Source organism: Streptosporangium sp. NPDC050148 (genome assembly GCF_055586505.1).
This window is the reverse complement of sequence record NZ_JBVJIA010000023.1, coordinates 1-21,601: the sequence shown is the minus strand read 5'-3', so window position 1 is coordinate 21,601 and position 21,601 is coordinate 1. Positions and strand designations below refer to the sequence as shown.

Sequence of the window (21,601 nt, the reverse complement as noted above, 5' to 3'; positions counted from 1 at the left end):
GTGGGGCCGGGAAAACGGCCGCCCGGCGGGTACGGACAGGGGGAACCCGATGGTTTCGACGCAGCACGGCCGCGGGCCCGCGGGGATCGTCCCCGCGCCGCTCGCGCCGCTGTTCGTCCTGGTCTGCGCGCTCCTGGCCGTCCCGGTGCTCGCCGGTGCCGGTGCCGCGGAGGCCGCCTCGGCGTCCCGGGCCCCCGCCGGCCGGGTCGTGATCGTCGGGGTGCCGGGCCTGCTCTGGAGCGACCTCGATCCGGCCAGGACCCCGAACCTGTGGCGGCTCGCCGGCGAGGGCGGGTCCGCGTCCATGTCCACCCGGGCGGTCCCCCCGCCGGAGCGGGCGATCACCTGCCCGGCGGCGGGCTGGCTGACCGTCTCGGCGGGCCAGCGGGCCGGGGCGCCCGGCGCGGGCTGCGCCGCCCCGCCCGTCCCGCAGGCCACACCCGGCGGCGGGGCGAGCGTGCCGGGCTGGGCCGCCCTGTCCGCCTTCAACGCCACCACCGCCTTCCGCGCCGTCCCCGGGCGGCTCGGGCGGACCGTGACGGAGGCCGGGCTGAAGGTGGCCGCGGCCGGGCCGGGAGCCGCCCTGGGCGCCGCCGACGCGTCGGGAAGGGTCGCGCGGTACGCGGCCGACGTGGCGGGACTCGGCGACCTGTCCCCGTACGGGCTGGTCGTGGTGGAGGCCGGTGACCTCACCCGGGCCTGGACCGGCGGCGGGCCCGCACCGGGCACCTCCCCGGACGCCACGCGGGACGCGATCCCCGGCGCGATGACGGACCGGGTCAGGCGGGAGGCGGTTGCCGGGGCCGACCGCGTGGTGGGCCAGGTCCTCGACCGCCTGCCACGGCCGGGCGCGGCGGGCGCCGGACCCGCGGGCACCACGGTCCTGGTCGCCGGCCTGGCCGACACCTCACCCGCGCCGCACCTGCACGTGGCGATCGCCCACGGCCCGTCCCCCGCTGGCACGCCCTACCCCCGCGGGTACCTCGGCGCGGCCTCCACCCGGCAGGACGGCCTGGTCACCAACACCGACCTGACCGCCACCGCGATCGGGCTGCTGGGCCTGCCGACCCCGGACGGGGTCGTGGGCCGGACCTGGCAGGGCATCGGGCCGAGCGGGGAACCGGTCACGGCCACGGCCGGGAAGCTGGCCGACGACGACCTGGCGAGCCAGGTGCTCGTCACGGTGCGGGGGCCCTTCTTCGCGGTGCTCGTGACGGTGCAGATCCTGTTCTACCTGCTGGCCGCCCTGGCGATCCGGCGCGGCCGGGGCGGGGCGCGGGCCCTGAGGGCCGTCCAGGTCGTCGCCGTGGTCAGCGGGGCCGTCCCGGTCTCCACCTTCCTGGCGCAGCTCGTCCCGTGGTGGACCCTGCCCGTCCCGATGGTCTCGGTGATCGCGACGATCCTCGGACTCGCCTGCGCGATCACCGCGGTGGCGTTCGCCCGGCCCTGGCGGGCACATCCGCTGGGCCCGCTCACCGTGGTCGCCGGCGTCACGTCGGTGACGCTGCTGGCCGACGTGATGACCGGCTCGGCGCTGCAGGTGAACGCGGTCACCGGCTACGAGCCGGTCACCGGCGGGCGCTTCTACGGCTTCGGCAACATCGCCTTCGCCGTCTACTCGGCCGGGACGATCCTGGCCCTGGCCGGGGTCGGCCAGTGGCTGCTCTCGCGGGGCCGGCGCGGCCTCGCGCTCTCGGTCTGCGCGGCGTACGGGGGGCTCGCGGTGTTCGCCGACGGCTGGCCGGCCTGGGGGGCCGACTTCGGCGGGGTCCCGGCGTTCCTGGTGGGGGTCACGGTCTTTTTGATCCTGCTGGCCGGTGGCCGGCTCTCACCGGTCCGGCTGGGCCTGGCCGGTCTGGCGGGCGGCCTGCTGGTCGGTGCCATCGCGGTGGCCGACTGGAGCAGGCCCCCGGCGAGCCGTACCCACCTGGGCGCCTTCGTCCAGCAGGTGCTGGACGGGCAGGCGTGGACCGTGGTCGGCCGGAAGTTCTCGGCGATGATCGGGGTCACGGTCGGCAACTGGTCGCTCTCGCTGCTCACCCTGGTCGCGCTGGCGTTCCTGTTCCTGGTGCTGGACCGCCCGTCGCGGTGGGGGGCCTCGGCCCTGGGCCGGGCCTACGCGCAGGCGCCCGCGCTGCGCGCCGGGCTGATCGGGGCGCTGACGTGCGCGCTGATCGGGTTCCTGATGAACGACTCGGGCATCGCGATCCCGGCGATGGCGCTCACGGTCGCGGTTCCGCTGACACTGGCCGCCTCGGTGCGCGCCGTGCGCTCCGCACCGCCCAGTACGCCAGGGCGGCCGTCACGGCCAGCAGCGTCCACGGCACCACCCGCTCCCTGACCAGGGTCTTCAGCCAGAGCAGGTCCTCGGGCCGCAGCGCCTCCCTGGCCGGGAGGTAGCCCAGCGAGAGCACCGTGACCCTGGCCACCATGAAGCCCTCCAGCGCGGGCCAGGAGACCATCGCCAGCAGCGCGAAGGCCAGCCCGTCGTACCAGGGCAGCGCGTACGGGGCGGCGAACAGCCAGGCGACCACCACCGCGGCGGCGACCGCGGGCGCGTCGCCGGAGGGCATGACCCGCAGCAGCAGCCAGGCCAGGAAGACCATCAGGGCCAGGGAACCGGCCTGGATCCAGGCCGAGTACGCGCCCGGCCCGAACACCTCCTGAAGGCCGGTCTTGACCAGTTGCCAGGGGGTGGCCAGGGAGACCCTTCTGCTCGCGGCGCTCACCTGGTCCAGCACGTGCGGCCCGGCGACGGCGTAGACGGCAAGCACGGTCACCGTCGCGGTCCCGGCCACCACGGCGAGCCGGCCGGGAGAGCGGCGCAGCTCCCACGCCGGGCCGAGCGCCACCAGCCCGGCGTTGAGCTTGATCCCGATGCCCACCCCCAGCAGCACCCCGGAGGCGGCCCCGCGCACCACGAGCGCGGCGACCATGCAGGCGATGGCGAGGGTGTCGACGTGCATCCCGGCGGCCAGGTGGTAGAGCAGCAACGGGTTGGCCGCCCAGAGCAGCGCCGCCCGTCTCCGCAGGCGCTCGTCCCCGGCGGCGAACCGGTGCAGCAGCAGCGCCGTGCCGATGAACGCCGCGGCGTTGACCACGGCCATGGCGAAGACCGTCAGCCTGACCGAGTCGCCGCCCACCAGGCTCGCCAGCGCCTGCACAGCGGTGGCCACCGGGCCGTAGACGCTGGTCACCCCGGTCCACTCCTCGACCGCGCCGGTGACCGGGTCACCGGGCACGGCCGAGGGGGCGATCGCGTAGGGGTCGTGGCCGAGCACGGCCAGGCGGCCGTAGGCGGCGTAGTTGAGGTGGTCGGCCGACCCGGAGGGCGGCAGGAAGGCGATCAGGCCCGCCGCGGCGCAACCGGCCACGAGCAGCAGGCGCGCGGGAGGACTCCACCGGGACCGGAGCGCGCCGGCGAGACCGAGCCCGCCCAGCACGATCGCGGCGAGGCCCATGGCGATGACCAGGTGGGGGCCGGGACGGGCGTCCAGCGCGTACGGGGGCTGCCAGGAGGGGCCGGGCAGCCCGGGGACCATCGCGGACGGGCCCAGCAGGCCGATCGAGACCGTGGTCGCCACCGAGAGCGCCAGGAGGCCGAACGCGGCGACGTCCGGCCCGCGCGGCGCGTCGCCGGCGGGACTCCGCCTCTCGTCGACGACCGACGCGTCCCGGGTCACCGGCAAATTCCACCACATCCCGAGCGGTGCCGGGCGTGCCGCCTCCGGCCGCGACCGCGGGGTCCGCCCGCGCCACCGATCACGCGACGGCACGCCGAGCGGCGACGGGACACCGTGACGGCCGCGTGATCGACCGCGGATGCCGGGAGGCGGCGCAGGGCCGGGACAGGGTCAGCGGCGGGCCAGCAGGGCGCGGGCGACGTCGCGGAACTGCCTGGCCCGGTGGAGCTGGGCCCTCCAGTCGGTGCCGGTGGCCCGGTGGGCCATCTCCACCTGGACCTCACGCACCCGGAAGCCCTTGCGCAGCAGGTCGATCGTGAGCCCCGTCTCCACGCCGAAACCGCGGGCCAGCGGCCGGGCCGCCTCGAAGGCCGCCCTGGTCAGGCAGCGCTGGCCGTTGAGCGGCTGGGCCGGCGTCCAGCCGGTGGCGCGCTCGACCCCCTGCCGGGCCAGTTTCACCACGAACCCGTGCCCGCCGAGCTTCACGCGCGTGACGAACACGGCGATCGTCATGTCGGCCTCTCCCGAGGCGACGGGCTCGATCAACGGCGCGGCCGTACGGGCGGTCTCCCCCAGGTCGGCGTCGAGGAAGAGCAGGTGCCGGGGCTGCGGGCCGTCGAGCAGGCGGACGGCCTCGGCACCGCTCTCCATGGCGGCGGCCTTGCCCCGGTTGCGGCTGTGCCGCACGACCCGGGCCCCGGCCGCCTTGGCGATCCTCCCCGTCCGGTCGGCCGAGCCGTCGTCCACGACCACGACGAGGTCGACGCCGGGCAGCGCCAGGGCCGCGGCCACCGTGGCCCCGATCCGGTCGGCCTCGTCCTTGGCGGGGATGATCGCCGCCGTGCCGGTCATCGAGCACCTCCAGCGTGCAGATCCCGGGCCTCGGCCGCGGGCGGGGCGTCATCCCTGGGATTCGGAACTCAGCAGCTTCTCCGGCATGGTCTCGTGCACGACGAAGACCGAGTCCAGTCCGGTGACCTGAAGGATCTTACGCACGGCAGGGCGGGGCGCCGCCACCTCCAGCGTGCCGCCGCGCTCACGCAGCCGCTTGAGCGCCGAGAGGAGCACGTTCATGCCGGTGGAGTCGCAGAACTCCACGGCGGACATGTCGAGGACCACGAGCATGGTCTGGTTCTGGCCAAGCAGCCGGGTGAACTCGGCCTGCAGGCGAGGCGCGGTATATAGGTCGATTTCGCCAATGATGGTCACGACGGTGTGCCCGGCATGAGATCGACTTGAGACTTTTAGCTCCACAGCGGGCACACTAGCGGCGCGAGAGCCACGGGTCACGTTCTCTTGAACAACCCGAGTCGTCCGCCCTTTGTCCCCCGTTTCCGCCGCACGGAAACCCTGAGTGCGCGAAGCTTGACACTGCGCGACACCGGCTTGGCCGGAAACAGGGAGGGGACCCGCCACCTCCCGATCGCCGCTGCGCTACCGCAGCGGTGGCCGTTGAGTCACGAGAAACGGGCTCGAACCACCCATGAACACCGACCTACCCGAGGACCTCCAGCGGCAGCGGCTCCAGGAGCACCTGGAGTCCATGATCACACGTACCGGCAAGGCCACCTCGTGGCGCGATGCGGCGAGTTCGCTGCGCAGCCTGGTGAACCACGAGGGACACGTGCCGATCAGGACCCGTCTGTCCGTCGAGGACCTCGACTTCCTCGAAGGGGCCCGCGAGGAGCTCCTGGACTTCGCCACGCTGGGCGTCCGGCTGCTCGACCTGCACCAGCCACGGGACGCGGGCGGCATCACCAGCGACGCGGCCCATCCGATCCTGCGCTGCCGCAGCTGCATGTGGCGGTGGCCGTGCCCGACGTTCCGGGCGATGGTGGAGTCCCTCGGCACCACCAGAAGGCTGACCTCCTGCCAGCACGTCGAGCCGGACACCGACGGCGAGTGCGCGCAGATGACCCTCATGGTCTCCGTACGGCCCGACGGCGAGGTCACGTCCGCACCGGCCGCCAACGGGACCGGATCCGGGGCCACCGGCGACCGGGGTGCCCTCGGCCTCGGATCGGGGCCGGGGTCCACGAACGGGTCGGGGTCGGGCTCCGGGAACGGGTCCGTGTCCGGGTCCGCCGTGTCCGGGCCCGGGTCCGGCTTCGGGAGCGGCGAGGCCGGGTCCGGTCGCGGGAGCGGGCCGGGCTCCGAGGCCGGAGGCGGATCCGGTGGGGTGGACGGTCCCGGGTCCGGCGACGCGAGCGACACCGGCTTCGGTTCCGGCGGGACGTGAGGACGACCGCAACGTTCACGCCGACAGGGGCAGCCTGATCTCGAAACGGCAGCCCGGGCCGGAGTTGACGACACCGATCTCTCCCTCGTGGGCCTCGACGATGCCGCGCGCGATCGCCAGGCCGAGCCCCGCCCCGGTGCCGTCGACGGTGGGGGTACGGGCCGCCTCGCCGCGGAAGGCCACGTCGAAGACGCGGGGCAGGTCGTCCGCGGGTATGCCGCCGCAGCAGTCGGTGACGGACAGCCGGGCGACCCCGTCCCCGGCCGAGGCGCGGACCACGACGGTGCCGTCCCCGGGCGTGTGCCTGATCGCGTTGACCACCAGGTTGCGCAGCGCCCGGGAGAGCTCGGCCGCGTCGGCCTGGACCGGGATCACCGGGTCGACCTCGCCGGTCAGCCGTACCCCCTTGGCCCTGGCCAGCTCCTCCACCCCGGCCAGGGCGTCGGCGACCAGGTCGCCGAGGCCGATCCTGCCGCGTGACAGGCGCAGCGCCCCGGCGTGGATCCGGGACAGCTCGAACAGGTCGTCCACCATGCCCGACAGCCGGTCCACCTCCAGGCGGATCTGCCGGTGGTAGCGGCCGGTCGTCCCGGGGTCGGAGACCACCCCGTCCTCCAGGGCCTCGGCCATGGCCCGCATGCCCGCCAGGGGAGTGCGCAGGTCGTGGCTCACCCAGGCGACCAGCTCGCGGCGGGCGCTCTCCAGGGCCCGCTCCCGCTCGCCTGCCAGGCGCAGCCGCCGGTAGGCGCGGTCCAGGCTCACGGCGATGGTGCCGAGCTCGGCGGGCAGGCCGGTGGGCGGCGTGAACTCCCCCGAGGCCGGTACCGCGTGCACCGCGTCGACGAGCCTGCGGCTGGCCGCCACCACCCGCCGGGCCAGCACCGTCGCGACGCCCAGCCCGACCAGGCCGCCCACCGCGACCACGCTGAGCACGATGTCCCTCGGCGTACCCTCGATGATCATTTTCAGGGTGATGGCGACCACGCCGCCCAGCGTCGCCACGACGGTCACCACCGCGACCACCGTGAGCATGGCGCCGATCGACCGTTCGCGCAGCAGCCACATCGCGCCCAGTCCCGCCAGCGCGACCAGCAGGCCGAGCCCGGCGGTGACCGCGACGATCAGCGCCATCTCGTTGATCATGACTCCGCCAGCGGCTCGTAGCGGTAGCCGACGCCCCAGACGGTGACGATCCGCCGCGGCACGGTCGGGTCGGGTTCGATCTTCTCGCGGAGCCTGCGGACGTGGACGGTCACCGTGGAGGAGTCACCGAAGGACCAGCCCCAGACCTGGTCGAGCAGGGCGGAACGGCTGAAGGCCTGCCGGGGGTTGCGCATCAGGTAGGCCAGCAGGTCGAACTCGCGGGCGGTCAGCATGATCTCCTCGCCGCGGAACCTCACCTCGTGGGCGCCCACGTCGACGGTCAGGTCACCGTCCCTGAGCACCCCGGTACCGGCCGGCAGCGAGGCGCCGCGGGCCCGGCGCAGGACGGACTGCACGCGCAGGGCCAGCTCCCGGGGACTGAAGGGCTTGGTCACGTAGTCGTCGGCGCCGGTCTCCAGGCCGACGACCCGGTCCATCTCCTCGCCCAGCGCGGTCAGCATGATCACCGGCACCGGCCGGCGCTCCCTGAGCTTCCTGCACACCTGCAGGCCGTCCAGCCCGGGGAGCATCAGGTCGAGCACCATCAGGTCGGGAGGGTCCGCCAGCGCGCGCCTGAGCGCCTCGGCACCGTCGCCGACGCACTCGACCGTGTGACCGTCACGTTCCAGATAGCGGGCCACGACCTCGGCCACCATCGGATCGTCGTCGACCACCAGAATCCGCGCGCTCATGGCCACCACGGTAGGCCCGCCGGGACCGGTCCTCGATCCCGCCGCCGGTCCAGGCGCGCCCCGATCGTTATGATCAAGCCGCTCACGGCCTGCTCGGCCGACGTACGGTGGAGCGCATGGGTCGTATCGTGATGGCGGTTCTGGGCGTCCTGCTCGCGCTCTACGTGGTGTTCGGTTTCGTGCTGCCCGCCCTGTTCGGGTTGCTGAAGCTCGCGCTCGTGCTGGCGCTGGTGGCCCTGGCCGTCGTCGCCATGGTCACGGTGGTGGCCAGGTTCACGAGGTGAACCTGCTGCTCGCCCTCCAGACGCTGGCCGTCTGGATGCTCGACGGAGGCGGTGCGCCGGCGGCGGCCGCCGTGGTCGGGCTGGGCGTGCTCCTGCTCGCCTGGGCACTGCGCCCCGCGCCCGTCTCCTCCGACGCGGGGCCACGGTCGCTGCTGTCCCGGCGCGACCGGGCGAGGCGGACGATGTTCGTCCGGCAGCTCGACCCCGACGCGGCCGGCAGGCCCCGGCCCCGTGCGCCCTCGGCGGGCCCGGCGCCCGCGTGACCCCTCTTCCTTCCGCATACGCGTGTGATCCCGCGCGAGCCGTCGTTCTCGCACGAGCCGTCGCCGTCGTATGAGCGCCGTCGTATGAGCGTCGTCGTCCCCATGTGGGCGTCACCGTCCTCGTACGTGCACCGCCGGTCTCGTACGGGAACCGTCGTTCTCATGTGAGCACCGCGCCGTGAGCGTGCCCCGTCGGCGCGCTGCGCGCACGCGTACCGGAAAGATCCCCCGTGGCTCGCGGGCGCCTTCTGTGCCGTCTCCACTCTGCTCAGAAGGGTTCCGTCATGTTCGACCCCGTCATCGGGTTCACCGCCGGTCTGATCGCCTCGCTCGCCGAGCCGCTGGGTTCCACCCCTCTGGCGATCATCGTGTTCACCGTCCTCGTCCGCCTCCTGCTGCTGCCGCTGAGCGTCATGCAGGCGCGGGGGGAGCGGGCCCGGACCCGCCTCGCACCGCAGGTGCAGCGGCTCAGGAAGCGCCACGAGCGCGACCCCGAGCGGCTCCGCAGGGAGCTGTCCGCCCTCTACGCCAAGGAGGGCACCTCCCCGCTCGCCGGCTGCCTGCCGTCCCTGGCCCAGGCGCCCTTCCTGCTGGTCACCTACCAGGTCTTCATCTCCTCGACGATCGCCGGGCAGGCCAACGCGCTGCTCACCCACGGGCTTCTCGGGGTGCCGCTCGGGCAGCAGTTCGCCGGTACGGTGGCCGGTTTCGGGCTGCTCAGCGGCCCGACCCTGGTCTTCGCCGGCCTGTTCGTGCTGCTCGTGGCCGTGGCGTGGATCACCTCCCGGAGGATCCGGCGCACGATGAGCCCGGACGTCCAGCCCGCGGCACTGCGCCGGCTGATGCCCCTGCTCCCGTACGGAACCGTCCTCGCCGCGATGGTGCTGCCGCTCGCGGCCGGGATCTACCTGCTGGTCAGCACGGCGTGGACGGCCGGGGAGCGGGCGGTGCTGCACCGTCCCGCGCTCACCGCGGGCTGAACGGCCACCGGTACCCGGGCCCGGCCAGCCGAACGGCCACCGCTACCCGGGCCCGGCCAGCGGGCAGGGGCCCGGTGGTCTCCGAGGAAGCGGGCACGCGGCAGGGGGCCGGTGGTCTGGGCGGGTGATCCGGAGGGGCCGTTGGGGGTTCCGTCCCGTCCCATGACAGGTGGGACGGGACGGAGATCGCGGGCGGATCCGGTGAAGGGGTCAGCCGCACTCTCTGAGCGCGGGCTCGGGAGTGGAGACACGGCCGTTACCCAACGTGTCGGCCACCGTGACCACCGCCCACACCGTGGTCACGCCCCCTTCGTGTCTGACCCCCCATGTGGAGGCCAGATACTCGACGATTCCGAGACCCCGTCCTCCCAGGGAGGAGAGTGCCGGGCGCCCGGCCCTCGGTTCGGTCGCCGCGCCGCCGTCACTCACAGCGACCTCGACGTGTTCTTCGTTCCATTCCCAAGACACCCTGATCTGCCCCGACGGCAACGGGTGTGCGTGACGCAGCGCGTTGCTCAGCAGTTCGCTGACCACGAGCACCGCGTCCTCCACCGCGTCCTTGTACACGCCCCGTTCCTGCAGGTCAGAGCAGAGGCGTTGGCGTGCGACAGCGACGCTGGACGGTGCATACGGCAACAACACGACGCTCGACGCACTCACCTCCCCGTATCCCTGAACCCCCCTGAGGAACTCACCCCAGTACGACCGAAATGCCCCGTTACGCAGCCATGGAAACCGAGTGTCGACTACAGCTTGTGCACATTCGACAATAGATCAGCACATCCGTTACGGTCTCGTTACCGCTTCGGCGTGTCGATCAGGTAAGGGCGCCGGGCGTGTCGTCGATCCGCAGGGCGAGCCTCATCCGGGTCCCTCCCGAGGGCCGGGGATGGGCGGAGACCTCTCCTCCCTGGGCCCGCGCCAGGCTGCGCACGATGTACAGGCCGAGACCGACCCCGCCGAACCTGCGGCGGTCACCGCTGTCGGCCTGGACGAAACGCTCGAAGACCCGCTCCCGGCTGGCGTGCGCGATGCCCACGCCCTCGTCGTCGACCACCAGCACCACCCGCTCGCCCTCCACCCACGCCTGGACCCTGATCAGGCCGCCGTCCGGGGAGTACTTGAAGGCGTTCTCCAGAAGCTGGCCCAGCAGGATGTCTGTGGCCAGCGCGTCGCCGGAGACCCGGGGAAGGTCGCCGGGCACGTCCACCTCCACCCGGTGCAGGTCGGACAGGACCGGCAGCCCCAGCGTGGCCGAGCGCACCGACTCGGCCAGGTCGAAGCCCTCGATCCGCAGGGTGAGCTCGCCCGCGCCCGCCCGCGCGCCCAGCAGCAGGTGGTCCATGAGCTGTCCGAGGGAGCGGGCCCGCTCGGCGATGGTGTGCACGGCGGCGCGGCGCTCGCCGTCGGTCATGCCGTCCCAGCGCGCGTCGAGCGTGGCGGCGAACCCTCGGACCACGGTGATCGGGGTGCGCAGCTCGTGGCTGGTGGTGGCCAGGAAGAGGTCCTTGGCCTCCTCCAGCTCCTTGGCGCGGGTGACGTCGCGGAAGTCGACCACGATCTCGCCGGTCTCCACGATCTCCGCGCAGAGCACGTCCAGCCAGGTCCCCGAGGGGAGCTGGATGGTGAGCTTCTCCCCCGGCGCGGGCAGCCGGAAGGGCGGCGGCCCGCCGATCACCTCGGCCGCGTGGAAACCGGTCAGCTCGCTCGCGGCCGGGTTCCACTGCACGACCCGCCCCAGGTCGTCGAGGACCGCGATGCCGTCGGCGCTGGCGTCGAAGACCGCCCGCTCGTGGGCGCGCTGCCGCAGGGCCTCCTGGTAGGCCATGGCGTTGCCCACGGCGATGCCCGCGTGACCGGCCAGCAGCTCCAGCAGCTCCAGCTCCAGGTGGCCCGCCTTGCGCTTGGCGAACAGCGCGTACAGCGCGCCGTACGGCCGCCCGCCCATGGACGCGAGCCCGAGCGCGACGGTGTGCAGGCCGGGCAGCCGCGACCAGATGAGCTCGTCCAGCCGGGCCTGGTCGCCGGTCTCCAGCATGAGGGTCCTGCCCTCGCGCAGCAGCCTGCCGACCAGGCTGGTGCGCAGGTCGGCGGTGGAGTCGCGCAGCGCGTCGGGAAGGTTGTGCCGGGCCACCAGGCGGAGCCGGTCGCCCTCGATGAGCACGAAGCCACCGGCGTCGGCGCCGGTCAGCTCCGCGAGGCTGGCCGCGATCCGGTCGAGCACCGCGGGCAGCTCCAGCTCGGCGTTGATGTCGGCGACCACGTCGGTGAGGCGGCGCACCAGCCGGCCGCGGCGCGCGTTGCGGTCGTTGGCGCTCTCGTCGTCCTGGGCCAGGTGGTAGACGCTGACGTACCCCAGCAGGGTGCCGTCGTGCCCGCAGAGCGCGCCGGTGTCGACCCGCACGTCGAGCAGGCTGCCGTCGCGGCGGAACCTCCTGGTCCGCAGCGACACCTGGCCGTCGATCCGGACCTTCTCCAGGACCGCGTTGTGCTCGGCCGTCAGCTCCTCGGGGACCACCGGCGCCCGGCGGCCGATCATCTCCCCGGCCGGCCAGCCGAACAGCCGCTCGGCCGCGGGATTCCACGCCAGGACCGTCTGCTCGCGGTCGATGGCCACGATCGCGTTGGGCGCGGCGGCGACGACCTCGCGGCCGATGCCCCCGGCGATCCCGGCCCTGTAGTCCACCACCCACCCATAGTGCCGCCTCGACCGGTCTGATCTTGGCACTTTCGGCCCGCACGTGTTGCCACTGGCCGGGCGATCCGTCCGATACTCTGCGGTCACCACACACCTGGATACGAAAGGGTGGGGCCATGTCATCCGGCGACATCGATGCATTGCTACGGGTGACCTCGCCCGACTATGTCGGGACGAGTCATCCCGACATCGCGTTCGGCACGCTCGACGGGCCGCTGGGGCGTCTCACCCTGGCCGTCACCGCCCGGGGTGTGGTGGCCTGCAGCTACGAGGACGAGAACGTCGTCTTCGAGCGGGTCAGCCGCGAGGTCGGCACCTTCATCGGACCGGACGCCCGGCGCCTCGACCCCGTCCGCCGGGAGCTGGACGCCTACTTCTCCGCCCGGCTCCGCGCCTTCGCGACACCGGTCGACCTGCGCCTTGCCACCCAGTTCTCCAGGACCGTACTGCAGATGATGCTCTCGGTACCGTACGGGACCGTGACCACCTACCGCGAGATCGCCGAGCGGATCGGCAGGCCCCGGGCGCTGCGCGCGGTGGGCAACGCGCTGGGCAGCAACCCGGTCTGCGTCATCGTGCCGTGCCACCGGGTGGTCGAGAGCGAGGGCGTCCTCGGCGGGTACGCCGGGGGTTCGGCGGCCAAGGAGCGGCTGCTGCACATCGAGTCCACCGCGGCCGCCCGCGGATCCGGCGTCCTGTAGCCCTCGCCCGTCCCGCACGACCGGCTTCCCGCAGCCTCGCCCGCACCGTCGGAGATCCCGCTCGCGCACGGCTGGAGCCCCCGCCCGCGCACGCCGGAGGCTCCCGCCCGCACGGCCGGAAGCCCCCGTCACCCTCGTTCCCGTACGGTCAGGGCCTCCCGCCTCGTCCGGCGCCCCGGAAGCGGCGCTGGAGCGCGCCGACGGCCAGGGTCACGAGCCCGGCGACCAGGAACGCGCCGACGGCCGCGCTCATCCACGGCTGCCGGACGAACCCGACCAGGTCGCGGACACCGGTCCAGAACGAGGTCCACCACGCCAGTTCCGGGGCGACCGGCAGCGCGGTGAGCATCCACCAGGCCGCGAAGCCGAGCACCCAGGGGACGATCATGAGCCCGCGCGAGGGCGCGGTGGCGGAGGTGTCCCAGTGCGCGGCGCCGCCGAGCAGGAAGTAGTCGACCACGAGCACCGCGAACATCGGGACGAAGACCGCACCGATGATGCCCAGGAAACCGGTGTAGGTGTCCGCCTCGACGAAGATCGCGAGCAGCGTGACCAGCACGCCGATGGCCCCGGAGATGATCCTGCGGTCCAGCCGGGGCAGCAGGTTCTGCAGCGAGGTCGCGGTGGAGTAGACGTTCACGAACGACTGGTCGGTCTCGCGCAGCACCAGGACGCCGAAGAACAGCGGGCCGAGCGCCGCGGCCACGAAGGGCTCCCACACCCTGTCCGGGTCGTTGCCGACCAGCGCGAGCGCCGCGATGCCCAGCACCAGGCAGGCCACCTGGGCGATCGTGTAGCCGCCGACGACGCCCGCGAAGGAGGCCCTGCCCGAGCGGGAGAACCGGGCGAAGTCGGCCGCGACCGGCACCCAGGAGACCGACAGCGCGATCACGTAGTCCACCGAGGGGGCGAACGCCTCCCACGACCCGCCACCGATCGCCGGTCCGCGCTGGAACAGGGCGACCAGGAACCAGATCATCGAGACCACCACGGCGGCGGTGACGTACCGGCGGAGCAGGCGGACCGCTCCCAGCGGCCGGATGGTCAAGGCGGTGGTGATCACCCCCGCGATGACCACCCAGACCGGGTAGGGCACCTCGACCCCGAAGGATCCGGCGATGGCCTGCGCGCCCTGGGCGATGACCCAGAGCTCGAAGGCGCCCCAGCCGAGCATCTGGACGATGTTCAGCACGGTCGGCAGGTAGGACAGCCTCGCCCCGAACAACCCGCGCAGCAGCACCATCGCCGGGGCGCCGGTCCGCTGCCCGGGGATGGCGGCCAGGCCCACCATCGCGGTGCCGACGAGGCTGCCCACCACCGCGGCCACGATCGCGGCCACGAAGCTCAGCGGCCGGTCGCCGAGCGGGTCGATCAGCGCGATCGCGCCGGAGAAGCCGAGCAGGCTGACGCCCAGGTTGGCCCAGAGCGCGCCCTGGTCGAGCACGCCGAGCGCCCGGGGAGGAGCCTCGTCGAGGGTGAGGGGGGCCTCGGCCGCCCCCGGATTCGTGGAACTCGCAGAGTCAACGGCGGCAGACGCCATCACATGCTCCCTACGCCGGCATTACCCGGACAGGTTCATGCGGTCGGCAGCAGCTGTAGCTGCCCTCTCAGCCTGGTTGCCCCAAGCTCCCGCGTCGGGTGGTACGCGAAGCCGGGGTCACCCCAGCTCGCGCCCATCATGATGCACCATAGGTCCGTGTTCGGCCAGTACCGGGTCCGCGCGGACGTCCAACCGGCGGCCTCACGACCCGGACGGCTCCGCGACCCGGCGGTTTTGCGACCGGAGCGATTCCGCGGTCGGAGCGGCTTCACAACGCGGGCGACGTCACGGCCCGGACGGCTTCACGGCCGGCGCGGCTCCGTGGTCCGTGCGGCTCAGGCGACGAACGGGTCGTGACCACCGTCGGCGACCATCGGGCGGCCGGCGAAGTCCCAGGACCGCATTCCGCCCTCCACGTTGATCGCGTTCCAGCCGCCGTGGTTGAGCCAGGCGGTGGCGCTCGCCGAACGGCCGCCGACCCGGCAGACCACGTAGACGGGAGCGTCCTTGGGCACCTCACCGACCCGGGACTGCAACTCTCCCAGCGGGATGTGGACGGCTCCCGGCGCGTGCCCGGCGCGCCACTCGTCGTTCTCGCGTACGTCGAGCAGGAACGCGTCATCCGGCACGGCCTGCACCTCGACCTCAGGAACATTCATGCGCTCATTGTTCCAACTCCGCCACCCGATGGGGCGCAAAGCCACTCGGACGCCCTCATCCGGACCTTCGATCCTCCCCGGTGAAGGACGAACCGGCACGGTCGGTCATCCGGTGCCACAAAGCCGGAGGACGGACGGGAACGAGATCAGGGCACGTCCCAGAAGGCCATCTCATGGGTCATCCCCTCGGTGAACAGCCTCCGGGCCCGGTCCGGGTCCGGTGCCGCCTCGTCGATCATCACCGCGATCCTCCCGGTCAGCTCGGCGAAGCCCGGGTGGGCGTAGGTGTCGACCCAGGCGCGGTAGCGAGGCTCCTCGGGCGGGTTCTCGGCCAGCCTCCTGCCGAGGGTGGAGTAGCCCCACATGCAGGGATAGAGCGCGGCCAGGCCGTCGGCGTAGACCGCGGCGGAGTCGAGCAGGAAGGCGGTGTAGGCCGCGCAGGCCGGTCCCTTCGTCGCCCCGTCGAGGTCGGCGCCGAACCCGGCCGACAGGGACCGGTGCAGGTTCAGCTCGTCGTGGAAGGTGGAGTGGGCCAGGTCCACGAGGTCGCCCAGATGCCCGTCGGGGGCCTGCCAGGCCAGCCGCGAGAAGACGCGCACGTAGTCGAGCAGGAAGAGGTAGTCCTGCTCCAGCCAGGACCGGAACACCGGCTCGGGCAGGTCCCCCCGCGCGATGCCCGCCACCGTCGGGTGGGCCAGCTGCGCCTCGACGAGCGGGCGGCCGATGACATGCAGTTCCTCGGAAACGCTCATAGTCCGGGCATTGTGCCAGGCGGGCGTCCGGCCGCGCCGAGACGGTCCCGGCCTCCGCTTCCCGAAGGCGCAAGACGCTTCGACGGTCCCGACCCTCGCTCCCGGAGGCGCGGATCGCCTCGGGACGTCCCCCGGACGCGGTCACCTCAGGGCGGCGGCGCCGAAGGAGACGCTGAAGCGTTTGCACCAGATGGTCACGCTCTTCAGGTCGTCGAGGTCGGCCCCGGCCGGGATGGCGTAGTTGGCGTTCCCCCTGTTCCCCTTCAGGTCGCCCAGTTCGAGGTGCCTGCCGTCGTCCAGGTTGAACCAACCGGCCCTTCCCTGCTTGACGGGCTGGTCGCTCAGCCAGACCCTCAGGTCCGGGCCGTCGGAGGTGTTCAGGTCCTCGATCCGCAGGATCCGTCTCCCGTCGGGCAGCTCCAGCACCTTCGCCGTACCGGCGGTGTCGTGCTCGTGGGAGACGAACGTGCCCGTGGCCAGGCTCTTCGGCGCCGAGGAGGTCTCGGCGGGGCGGGTGGGCTCGCCCGTCCCGCCGTCCGCCGGGGACTCCGGAGACGCCGGGGACGCTTCGGACTCCGGTGACGCCGAGGCCCCCGGGGACGCCGGGGAGGATGGCGCCTCCGCGACCGGCAGCGCCTCGTTCACCTCCACGACGGTGAACAGCCGCCAGGGCTGGAACAGGTACAGGGCGACACCGACCGCCACCGCGCCGATCACCAGCACGACCCGGGTGACGGGATGCCGGAGCAACCTCTTGACCCTCATCGGACACCTCCAGCGTCGAGCCCCCGGGCCTCGGCCCGGGAACGAGGCCGACGGGCGTTCCCGCGACCTCGGGGCGACGCTATCGCCGATGGGGACGCCCATCGCTTACGGAGTGCTTACACCCGCCCCGGAGCCGCGACGTAGTGTCTGGGCCATGACGACGATCGCAGAGGAAGTACTTCTGCTCGCGTACGGCGAGCAGGACGGAAAGCAGCTCATCGGCTCCACGGAGCTGAACGCCGCGCTCGGTGGCGCGCTGCTGGGCGAGCTCACCGTCGCCGGGCGGATCGACCTCGCCGACAAGAAGGTCACCGTCCGCGACACGACCCCCCTGGGCGACGAGGAGCTGGACGGGCCGCTCGCGCGGATGGCGGCGGAGACCAAGGCGCGCAAGCCCGAGTGGTGGGTGCAGAAGCTTCAGACCGACAAGCTCCGCAGGCGCCTGCTGTCCCGCCTGGCGGAGCGGGGCGTGCTGGACGAGGAGCGGCACAAGGTGCTGGGGATCTTTCCGAGCACGCGTTACCCCGAGCGTGACCCGCGTGTCGAGCTGGAGATCCGCGAGCGGGTGCAGGGCGTGCTGTCGGGTGCCGTCCCGGACGAGCGGGTCACGGTGCTGATCGCGATCCTGCACGCGGCCAAGATCGACCGTAAGGCGTTCCCCGACGCGAGCAAGGAGCGGATCAAGGAGATCGTCGAGGGCGGATGGGCCGGCAAGGCGGTCTCCGACACCATCGCAGCCGTCAACGCCGCCGTGATGACGGCCGTGATCGCCGGTGCCGTGGTCACCACCACGACCAGCTGAGACCGGCCCCTCGACCGCCCTGCCCACCGGCCCCTCAGCGGCCCGTCACCGGCTCGGCCTCATCCGCCGGACGTCCCCGCCCGGCGGAGCGCCTACTTGGCCAGGACGTCCTTGGGGACCGCCTTGTCCTGGGCCAGCGCCTCGAACATGCGCAGGGCCTTCTCCCGGTCCCACTTGACGACGGACTGGCCGTTGATGGTGGGCAGGGAGCCGACCGGGACGACCGTGGTGACCGGGTTGTCGCCCATGGCCAGGCCCAGGGAGAGCAGGTTGAACACCCCTGTCCCCTCGTCCACGGACACCGAGTCGGCGGCGCTCAGCGCGAGCGGGACGGACGTGAAGGGGTTGATCAGGACGCCCGGGCTGGCGGCCTTCTTCACCACCGCCGAGAAGAACTGGCGCTGGCGCTGGGTCCGGTCCAGGTCGGGGATGTTGCCGGTGGCGCGGGTGCGGACGTAGCCCAGGGCCGTCCCGCCGTCCATGACCTGCCGGCCCTTCTTCAGGTTGATCCCGGCCTTGGGGTCCTTGATGGCCTGCTTGACGTCGATCTCCACGCCGCCGATGGCGTCGACGATGCCGACGAAGCCGCCGAAGCCGATCTCCATGTAGTGGTCGAGCCGCAGCCCGGTGACCTTCTCCACGGTCCTGGCCAGCAGCTTGGGCCCGCCGTCCTGGAAGGCGTAGGCCGCGTTGAGCTTGTCGCTGCCGTGGCCGTCGATCGGCACGTAGGAGTCCCGGGGCAGGCTGACCAGGGTCGGGCGGCCGTCGCCGTCGGGGATGTGCAGCAGCATCATCGTGTCGGTACGGCGCCCCACCGCCTTGCCGGTGGCGAGCTTCTTGCGCTGGGCCGCGGTCAGACCGGCCCGGCTGTCGGAGCCGACCAGCAGCCAGTTGGTGCCCGGGGTGTCGGCGGGACGTCCCTCGTAGTCGCCGAGCGCGTCGATCGTGACCAGCCGCGAGCTGACCACGAAGTACCCGCCGACGGCCAGGACCAGCAACACGACGACCACACCGGCCAGGATCCGTACCGCGAGCCGTCCGGGACGCTTGGGCCGCCAGCCTGACACGCGCGATCCTCCCTGACCTGTCGGACCTGTCGGACCTGTCGGACCTGCCGGACCCCCCGGGCCTCCCGCCCGCGGGCCCGCGGGCGCCGGAACGCCGGGGGCCGGGGCCGAGGACGCCTTCAACGGCCTGACCGGGCTGGAACCCGGCCTGGCCTTGCCGTACACCCGCGAGCTTCCCCGGGGGCGCGGCACCTCCCCGGGCGCCTCCTGCCCGGTGGACGCCTCACGGGCGGAGGCCCCGCGCCGCGGCGCCGTCACCTCCTGGAGGGGCGACGCCGGCCCGCCTCGCGAGGGAGGGGCGGGCCGTCCGGCCGCTCCCTGCGGCACGGACCCCGGCGTGGGCGATCGCAGCGCACGAGTGCGATCGTCGTCTTCGGGCCTGTCAGCCACGTCGTGTCCCGCCACTTCTCGATCTTTGGTGAAAACGTCATTATCGACGCTACGTCGTGGCTCACGCGCATGCCGCCGGGTCACCAAGGTTTCCTTATGCAAAAGTACTCATAGGGGTGGTTAGCCACCAATAATGCGCTCGACGGCCGATCCGGAAACATCAAGCCCCACCCGGATCGTTACGGTAGAGGACTACCTCTGCTCGAAAGGATGATCGTGTCCACTGCGGACCCGTGGAGTACCTGCCCGTGCACGCGCACGGGACCCGCTGAACCGGTCGGGAGCATCCCCCGGTGAACACGGCTCTGGGCCTGCTGGCCGTACTTCTCCTCACTCTCGCCACCGGTTACTTCGTCGCCCAGGAGTTCGCCTTCGTCGCGGCGGACCGCGGCGTGCTCCGCGAGCAGGCCGACGCCGGGGACGCCGCCGCCGAGCGGGCACTGGCGGTGACCGGGCGCCTGTCCTTCATGCTGTCCGGCGCGCAGCTCGGCATCACCGTCACCGCCCTGCTGGTCGGCTTCATCGCCGAACCCGCGATCGCCACCGTCATCCGCCCCTGGCTGGAGAGCGCCGGCGTGCCGCCGGGAGCCGTACCCGGCATCGCCGTGGCGCTGGCGGTCGCGGTCGCCACCGTCATCCAGATGGTCCTGGGCGAGCTGGCCCCCAAGAACCTCGGCATCGCCCGTCCGGAGCCGGTGGCGAAGTTCCTCGCCCGCTCGACGATGATCTACCTGCGGATCGCCGGGCCGGTCATCCGGCTGTTCGACTCCGCCGCCACCGGCCTGCTGCGCCTGGTCGGCGTGGAGCCGGTGGAGGAGATCGAGCACGGTGCCAGCCCCGAGGAGCTCTCCCGGATCATCTCCGACTCCGCAATGGCCGGTGACCTGCCGCCGCGGCTGTCGGACCTGCTGAAGCGCGCGCTGGAGTTCGGCGACCGCACCGCGGAGGACGTGATGGTGCCCCGCCCGCGCGTCGTGCTGCTGAGGGACGAGCGGCCCATCTCCGACCTGATCGAGGCCGTGCGCACCCACGGCCACTCGCGCTACCCGGTGCTGTGCAGCCGGAACGGCGACGACGTGGTGGGGGTGACCGGCGTACGCGAGCTGCTCAGGTCCGGACTGACCGAGGGCACGCTGGAGAAGATCACCCGATCCGCGCTCCTGGTGCCCACCTCCCTGCCGCTGCCCGTCGTGCTGGAGCGCATGCGCGTCGCCCGCGACGACCTGGCGTGCGTCATCGACGAGTACGGCGGCCTGGCCGGAGTGGTCACCGTCGAGGACCTCGCCGAGGAGCTCGTCGGCGAGCTCATCGACGAGAACGACCCCGAACCGGCCGGGGTCGTGGCCGGTGAGGAGGGCACCTGGGATCTGCCCGGGACGCTCCGGCTGGACGAGATCGAGCGGGCCATCGGCCTGCAGCTGCCCGAGAGCGACGACTACGACACCGCCGCGGGCCTGGTGCTCGCCACCCTCGGCCGGATGGCCGAGCCTGGCGACCGGGTGACCGTGACGCTGACCCTGCAGAACGACCCGCTGGAGAACGACCGCGCCGACGAGCAGGACGCCGAGCTGACGGTCCTGTCGGTGCACCGCAGGGTCCCCGAGTGGGTACGGCTCTCGCTGGCCACACCCCCGGGGGACGACGGCACCGGGACGGACGTGGCGGAGGGAACGGCGACGGACGCCGGGAGGGACGGCGAGGCGATGACATCCGAGCCACGGATGATCGAACGCGGTCCCGAGGCGCCCATGATCGAGCGGAGCGGGGGGAGGCGACGATGAGCACCACGGCGGCACTGCTGCTGGGCGTGGCCCTGCTGATCGGCAACGCCTTCTTCGTGGCCGCCGAGTTCGCGGTCATCTCGGCCCGCAGGCACCGCCTGGAGGAGCTGGCGGCCAAGGGGGGCCGTCTGACCCGGATCACGGCCCGCGCCGCCGTACGCGGCGGCAGGGAGCTCTCGCTGATGCTGGCGGGGGCGCAGCTCGGCATCACGCTCTGCTCGCTCGGGCTGGGCATGGTGACCGAGCCCGCCATCGAGCACCTGCTGGAGCCGGTCTTCGCCGCGGTCGGCGTACCCGAGTCGCTCCAGGTCCCCATCTCGCTGGTGATCGCACTGGCCCTCGTCACCTTCCTGCACATGGTCGTCGGCGAGATGGCGCCCAAGTCGTGGGCGCTGACCCACCCGGAGACCGCGGCGATGGCCCTGGCCCTGCCGTTCCGGGGGTTCACCTGGGTCGTCCGTCCCGTGCTCGCCACGCTGAACGGCCTGACCAACCAGATCCTGAGGCTGTTCGGGGTCCATCCCAAGGACGAGCTGGCCACCACCAGGACCCCGGTCCAGCTGGCGATGCTGGTCGGGGAGTCGGGCCGGATGGGCCTGCTCGACCGCGACGAGCACGACCTGCTCACCCGGGCCCTGCGGGTCCACCAGCAGCCCGTCGAACGGCTGATGCTGCCGCTGGCGGAGACCACCTCGGTGCCCGCCGACGCGACCGGGGCGCACATGCGCGAGGTCGCCGCGCGCGACGGGCACCTGCGCATGCTCGTCACCTCCGGTCGTCCGGGCGACGTGCTGGGCGTGGTGCACGTCAGGGACGTCCTGGTCCGTCCCGAGGCGACTCCCGCCGAGCTCGCCCGCCCGGTGCCCCGCCTGGAGGCGGGCACCACGATTCCCGACGCGGTCTCGGCCCTCCAGGACGCCCGCGCCCACCTGGGGCTCGTCACCGACGGCGGCGGCGAGGTGATCGGCATGGTGAGCCTCACGGACCTGCTCGGCGAGATCCTGGACGTACGGGCGCTCACGGCCCGATAGCGGGCTTTCCCTTCCACCGTGGTGGGGGGGGGGGGGGGGGGGGGCGGTCCCACCACCCCCCCCCCCCCCCCCCCCCCCCCCCCCCCCACCCCCAAAAAAAAACAGCCAACACCCCCCCCCCCCCCCCCCTC

At 72.9% G+C, this 21,601-nt stretch carries 21 protein-coding genes and 1 riboswitch; of the genes, 9 read left to right on the top strand and 12 right to left on the bottom strand.

The window, feature by feature from the left end:
• Window positions 1–49: 49 nt before the first annotated feature.
• On the top strand, window positions 50–2,341 hold the full coding sequence (locus tag ACZ6RT_RS24800; RefSeq protein ID WP_470156409.1) for a hypothetical protein: 2,292 nt from the start codon (window positions 50–52) through the stop codon (window positions 2,339–2,341).
• Here ACZ6RT_RS24800 and ACZ6RT_RS24795 read toward each other — a convergent pair.
• The 3 genes from ACZ6RT_RS24795 to ACZ6RT_RS24785 all read right to left on the bottom strand — a co-directional run bounded on the left by ACZ6RT_RS24795 (window position 2,223) and on the right by ACZ6RT_RS24785 (window position 4,937).
• On the bottom strand, window positions 2,223–3,683 hold the full coding sequence (locus tag ACZ6RT_RS24795; RefSeq protein ID WP_470156407.1) for an MptA/MptB family glycosyltransferase: 1,461 nt from the start codon (window positions 3,681–3,683) through the stop codon (window positions 2,223–2,225). The two genes, ACZ6RT_RS24800 and ACZ6RT_RS24795, sit on opposite strands and share 119 nt — an antisense overlap.
• A 171-nt stretch (window positions 3,684–3,854) precedes the next feature.
• Window positions 3,855–4,535, bottom strand: coding sequence for a glycosyltransferase family 2 protein (locus ACZ6RT_RS24790; protein WP_399190526.1), 681 nt, complete (start codon window positions 4,533–4,535; stop codon window positions 3,855–3,857).
• A gap of 48 nt (window positions 4,536–4,583) precedes the next feature.
• Window positions 4,584–4,937, bottom strand: coding sequence for an STAS domain-containing protein (locus ACZ6RT_RS24785; protein WP_399190524.1), 354 nt, complete (start codon window positions 4,935–4,937; stop codon window positions 4,584–4,586).
• A gap of 229 nt (window positions 4,938–5,166) precedes the next feature.
• Between ACZ6RT_RS24785 and ACZ6RT_RS24780 the strand changes: the two genes are divergently transcribed.
• On the top strand, window positions 5,167–5,922 hold the full coding sequence (locus ACZ6RT_RS24780) for a hypothetical protein (RefSeq protein ID WP_470156405.1): 756 nt from the start codon (window positions 5,167–5,169) through the stop codon (window positions 5,920–5,922).
• A gap of 15 nt (window positions 5,923–5,937) precedes the next feature.
• Here ACZ6RT_RS24780 and ACZ6RT_RS24775 read toward each other — a convergent pair whose 3' ends face one another.
• Together ACZ6RT_RS24775 and ACZ6RT_RS24770 are read right to left on the bottom strand one after the other, a co-directional pair.
• The gene (locus tag ACZ6RT_RS24775; protein WP_470156403.1) at window positions 5,938–7,065 is read right to left on the bottom strand and encodes a sensor histidine kinase; all 1,128 of its coding nucleotides are present in this window, start codon (window positions 7,063–7,065) and stop codon (window positions 5,938–5,940) included.
• Window positions 7,062–7,757, bottom strand: coding sequence for a response regulator transcription factor (locus tag ACZ6RT_RS24770; RefSeq protein WP_470156401.1), 696 nt, complete (start codon window positions 7,755–7,757; stop codon window positions 7,062–7,064). The genes ACZ6RT_RS24775 and ACZ6RT_RS24770 overlap by 4 nt, the downstream gene beginning before the upstream one ends.
• A gap of 116 nt (window positions 7,758–7,873) precedes the next feature.
• Between ACZ6RT_RS24770 and ACZ6RT_RS24765 the strand changes: the two genes are divergently transcribed.
• The 3 genes from ACZ6RT_RS24765 (at window position 7,874) to ACZ6RT_RS24755 (ending at window position 9,284) form a co-directional block, all read left to right on the top strand.
• A complete protein-coding gene (locus ACZ6RT_RS24765) occupies window positions 7,874–8,041 on the top strand; it encodes a hypothetical protein (protein WP_399190516.1) in 168 nt (55 codons plus the stop codon).
• Entirely contained in the window at window positions 8,038–8,304 is a 267-nt protein-coding gene (locus tag ACZ6RT_RS24760) for a DUF6412 domain-containing protein (protein ID WP_399190514.1), read from the top strand. The genes ACZ6RT_RS24765 and ACZ6RT_RS24760 overlap by 4 nt, the downstream gene beginning before the upstream one ends.
• A gap of 284 nt (window positions 8,305–8,588) precedes the next feature.
• Window positions 8,589–9,284, top strand: a complete 696-nt coding sequence (locus ACZ6RT_RS24755; RefSeq protein ID WP_399190512.1) for a YidC/Oxa1 family membrane protein insertase — start codon at window positions 8,589–8,591, stop codon at window positions 9,282–9,284.
• A gap of 210 nt (window positions 9,285–9,494) precedes the next feature.
• Here ACZ6RT_RS24755 and ACZ6RT_RS24750 read toward each other — a convergent pair whose 3' ends face one another.
• Window positions 9,495–9,926 carry an ATP-binding protein gene (locus ACZ6RT_RS24750; protein WP_399190632.1) on the bottom strand — a complete coding sequence of 144 codons (432 nt, stop codon included), beginning with the start codon at window positions 9,924–9,926 and terminating at the stop codon, window positions 9,495–9,497.
• A 175-nt stretch (window positions 9,927–10,101) separates the two neighbouring features.
• Window positions 10,102–11,973, bottom strand: coding sequence for a PAS domain S-box protein (locus tag ACZ6RT_RS24745; RefSeq protein WP_399190510.1), 1,872 nt, complete (start codon window positions 11,971–11,973; stop codon window positions 10,102–10,104).
• Between the two features lie 125 nt (window positions 11,974–12,098).
• On the opposite strand from ACZ6RT_RS24745, the gene ACZ6RT_RS24740 reads away from it, so the two are divergent.
• Window positions 12,099–12,683 carry a methylated-DNA--[protein]-cysteine S-methyltransferase gene (locus tag ACZ6RT_RS24740; protein WP_344892159.1) on the top strand — a complete coding sequence of 195 codons (585 nt, stop codon included), beginning with the start codon at window positions 12,099–12,101 and terminating at the stop codon, window positions 12,681–12,683.
• Window positions 12,684–12,831: 148 nt separating this feature from the next.
• Here the strand turns inward: ACZ6RT_RS24740 and ACZ6RT_RS24735 are convergent, their stop codons facing one another.
• The 4 genes from ACZ6RT_RS24735 to ACZ6RT_RS24720 all read right to left on the bottom strand — a co-directional run bounded on the left by ACZ6RT_RS24735 (window position 12,832) and on the right by ACZ6RT_RS24720 (window position 16,399).
• Window positions 12,832–14,223 (bottom strand): purine-cytosine permease family protein, encoded by a 1,392-nt coding sequence (locus ACZ6RT_RS24735; RefSeq protein WP_470156400.1) that lies wholly within the window; start codon window positions 14,221–14,223, stop codon window positions 12,832–12,834.
• Window positions 14,214–14,326: riboswitch (TPP riboswitch) on the bottom strand. It overlaps the preceding gene by 10 nt.
• Before the next feature lie 232 nt (window positions 14,327–14,558).
• The gene (locus ACZ6RT_RS24730) at window positions 14,559–14,882 is read right to left on the bottom strand and encodes a rhodanese-like domain-containing protein (protein WP_399190506.1); all 324 of its coding nucleotides are present in this window, start codon (window positions 14,880–14,882) and stop codon (window positions 14,559–14,561) included.
• A 146-nt stretch (window positions 14,883–15,028) separates the two neighbouring features.
• On the bottom strand, window positions 15,029–15,634 hold the full coding sequence (locus tag ACZ6RT_RS24725) for a TenA family protein (protein ID WP_470156399.1): 606 nt from the start codon (window positions 15,632–15,634) through the stop codon (window positions 15,029–15,031).
• Between the two features lie 141 nt (window positions 15,635–15,775).
• On the bottom strand, window positions 15,776–16,399 hold the full coding sequence (locus tag ACZ6RT_RS24720) for a DM13 domain-containing protein (RefSeq protein WP_399190502.1): 624 nt from the start codon (window positions 16,397–16,399) through the stop codon (window positions 15,776–15,778).
• Between the two features lie 154 nt (window positions 16,400–16,553).
• Between ACZ6RT_RS24720 and ACZ6RT_RS24715 the strand changes: the two genes are divergently transcribed.
• Window positions 16,554–17,201 carry a GOLPH3/VPS74 family protein gene (locus tag ACZ6RT_RS24715; protein ID WP_399190500.1) on the top strand — a complete coding sequence of 216 codons (648 nt, stop codon included), beginning with the start codon at window positions 16,554–16,556 and terminating at the stop codon, window positions 17,199–17,201.
• 92 nt (window positions 17,202–17,293) lie between these two features.
• On the opposite strand, the gene ACZ6RT_RS24710 is transcribed toward ACZ6RT_RS24715, so the two are convergent.
• On the bottom strand, window positions 17,294–18,268 hold the full coding sequence (locus ACZ6RT_RS24710) for an LCP family protein (RefSeq protein ID WP_399190498.1): 975 nt from the start codon (window positions 18,266–18,268) through the stop codon (window positions 17,294–17,296).
• A gap of 683 nt (window positions 18,269–18,951) precedes the next feature.
• On the opposite strand from ACZ6RT_RS24710, the gene ACZ6RT_RS24705 reads away from it, so the two are divergent.
• A complete protein-coding gene (locus ACZ6RT_RS24705) occupies window positions 18,952–20,439 on the top strand; it encodes a hemolysin family protein (RefSeq protein ID WP_470156397.1) in 1,488 nt (495 codons plus the stop codon).
• Entirely contained in the window at window positions 20,436–21,470 is a 1,035-nt protein-coding gene (locus tag ACZ6RT_RS24700; protein ID WP_399190494.1) for a hemolysin family protein, read from the top strand. Before ACZ6RT_RS24705 ends, ACZ6RT_RS24700 begins: the two co-directional genes overlap by 4 nt.
• Window positions 21,471–21,601 lie beyond the last annotated feature (131 nt).

Coding starts and splice junctions, on each gene's coding strand:
- ACZ6RT_RS24800 (WP_470156409.1), top strand. CDS start 50: ATGGTTTCGACGCAGCACGGCCGCGGGCCCGCGGGGATCGTCCCCGCG.
- ACZ6RT_RS24790 (WP_399190526.1), bottom strand. CDS start 4,535: ATGACCGGCACGGCGGCGATCATCCCCGCCAAGGACGAGGCCGACCGG.
- ACZ6RT_RS24780 (WP_470156405.1), top strand. CDS start 5,167: ATGAACACCGACCTACCCGAGGACCTCCAGCGGCAGCGGCTCCAGGAG.
- ACZ6RT_RS24775 (WP_470156403.1), bottom strand. CDS start 7,065: ATGATCAACGAGATGGCGCTGATCGTCGCGGTCACCGCCGGGCTCGGC.
- ACZ6RT_RS24770 (WP_470156401.1), bottom strand. CDS start 7,757: ATGAGCGCGCGGATTCTGGTGGTCGACGACGATCCGATGGTGGCCGAG.
- ACZ6RT_RS24765 (WP_399190516.1), top strand. CDS start 7,874: ATGGGTCGTATCGTGATGGCGGTTCTGGGCGTCCTGCTCGCGCTCTAC.
- ACZ6RT_RS24755 (WP_399190512.1), top strand. CDS start 8,589: ATGTTCGACCCCGTCATCGGGTTCACCGCCGGTCTGATCGCCTCGCTC.
- ACZ6RT_RS24740 (WP_344892159.1), top strand. CDS start 12,099: ATGTCATCCGGCGACATCGATGCATTGCTACGGGTGACCTCGCCCGAC.
- ACZ6RT_RS24735 (WP_470156400.1), bottom strand. CDS start 14,223: ATGGCGTCTGCCGCCGTTGACTCTGCGAGTTCCACGAATCCGGGGGCG.
- ACZ6RT_RS24730 (WP_399190506.1), bottom strand. CDS start 14,882: ATGAATGTTCCTGAGGTCGAGGTGCAGGCCGTGCCGGATGACGCGTTC.
- ACZ6RT_RS24725 (WP_470156399.1), bottom strand. CDS start 15,634: ATGAGCGTTTCCGAGGAACTGCATGTCATCGGCCGCCCGCTCGTCGAG.
- ACZ6RT_RS24720 (WP_399190502.1), bottom strand. CDS start 16,399: ATGAGGGTCAAGAGGTTGCTCCGGCATCCCGTCACCCGGGTCGTGCTG.
- ACZ6RT_RS24715 (WP_399190500.1), top strand. CDS start 16,554: ATGACGACGATCGCAGAGGAAGTACTTCTGCTCGCGTACGGCGAGCAG.
- ACZ6RT_RS24700 (WP_399190494.1), top strand. CDS start 20,436: ATGAGCACCACGGCGGCACTGCTGCTGGGCGTGGCCCTGCTGATCGGC.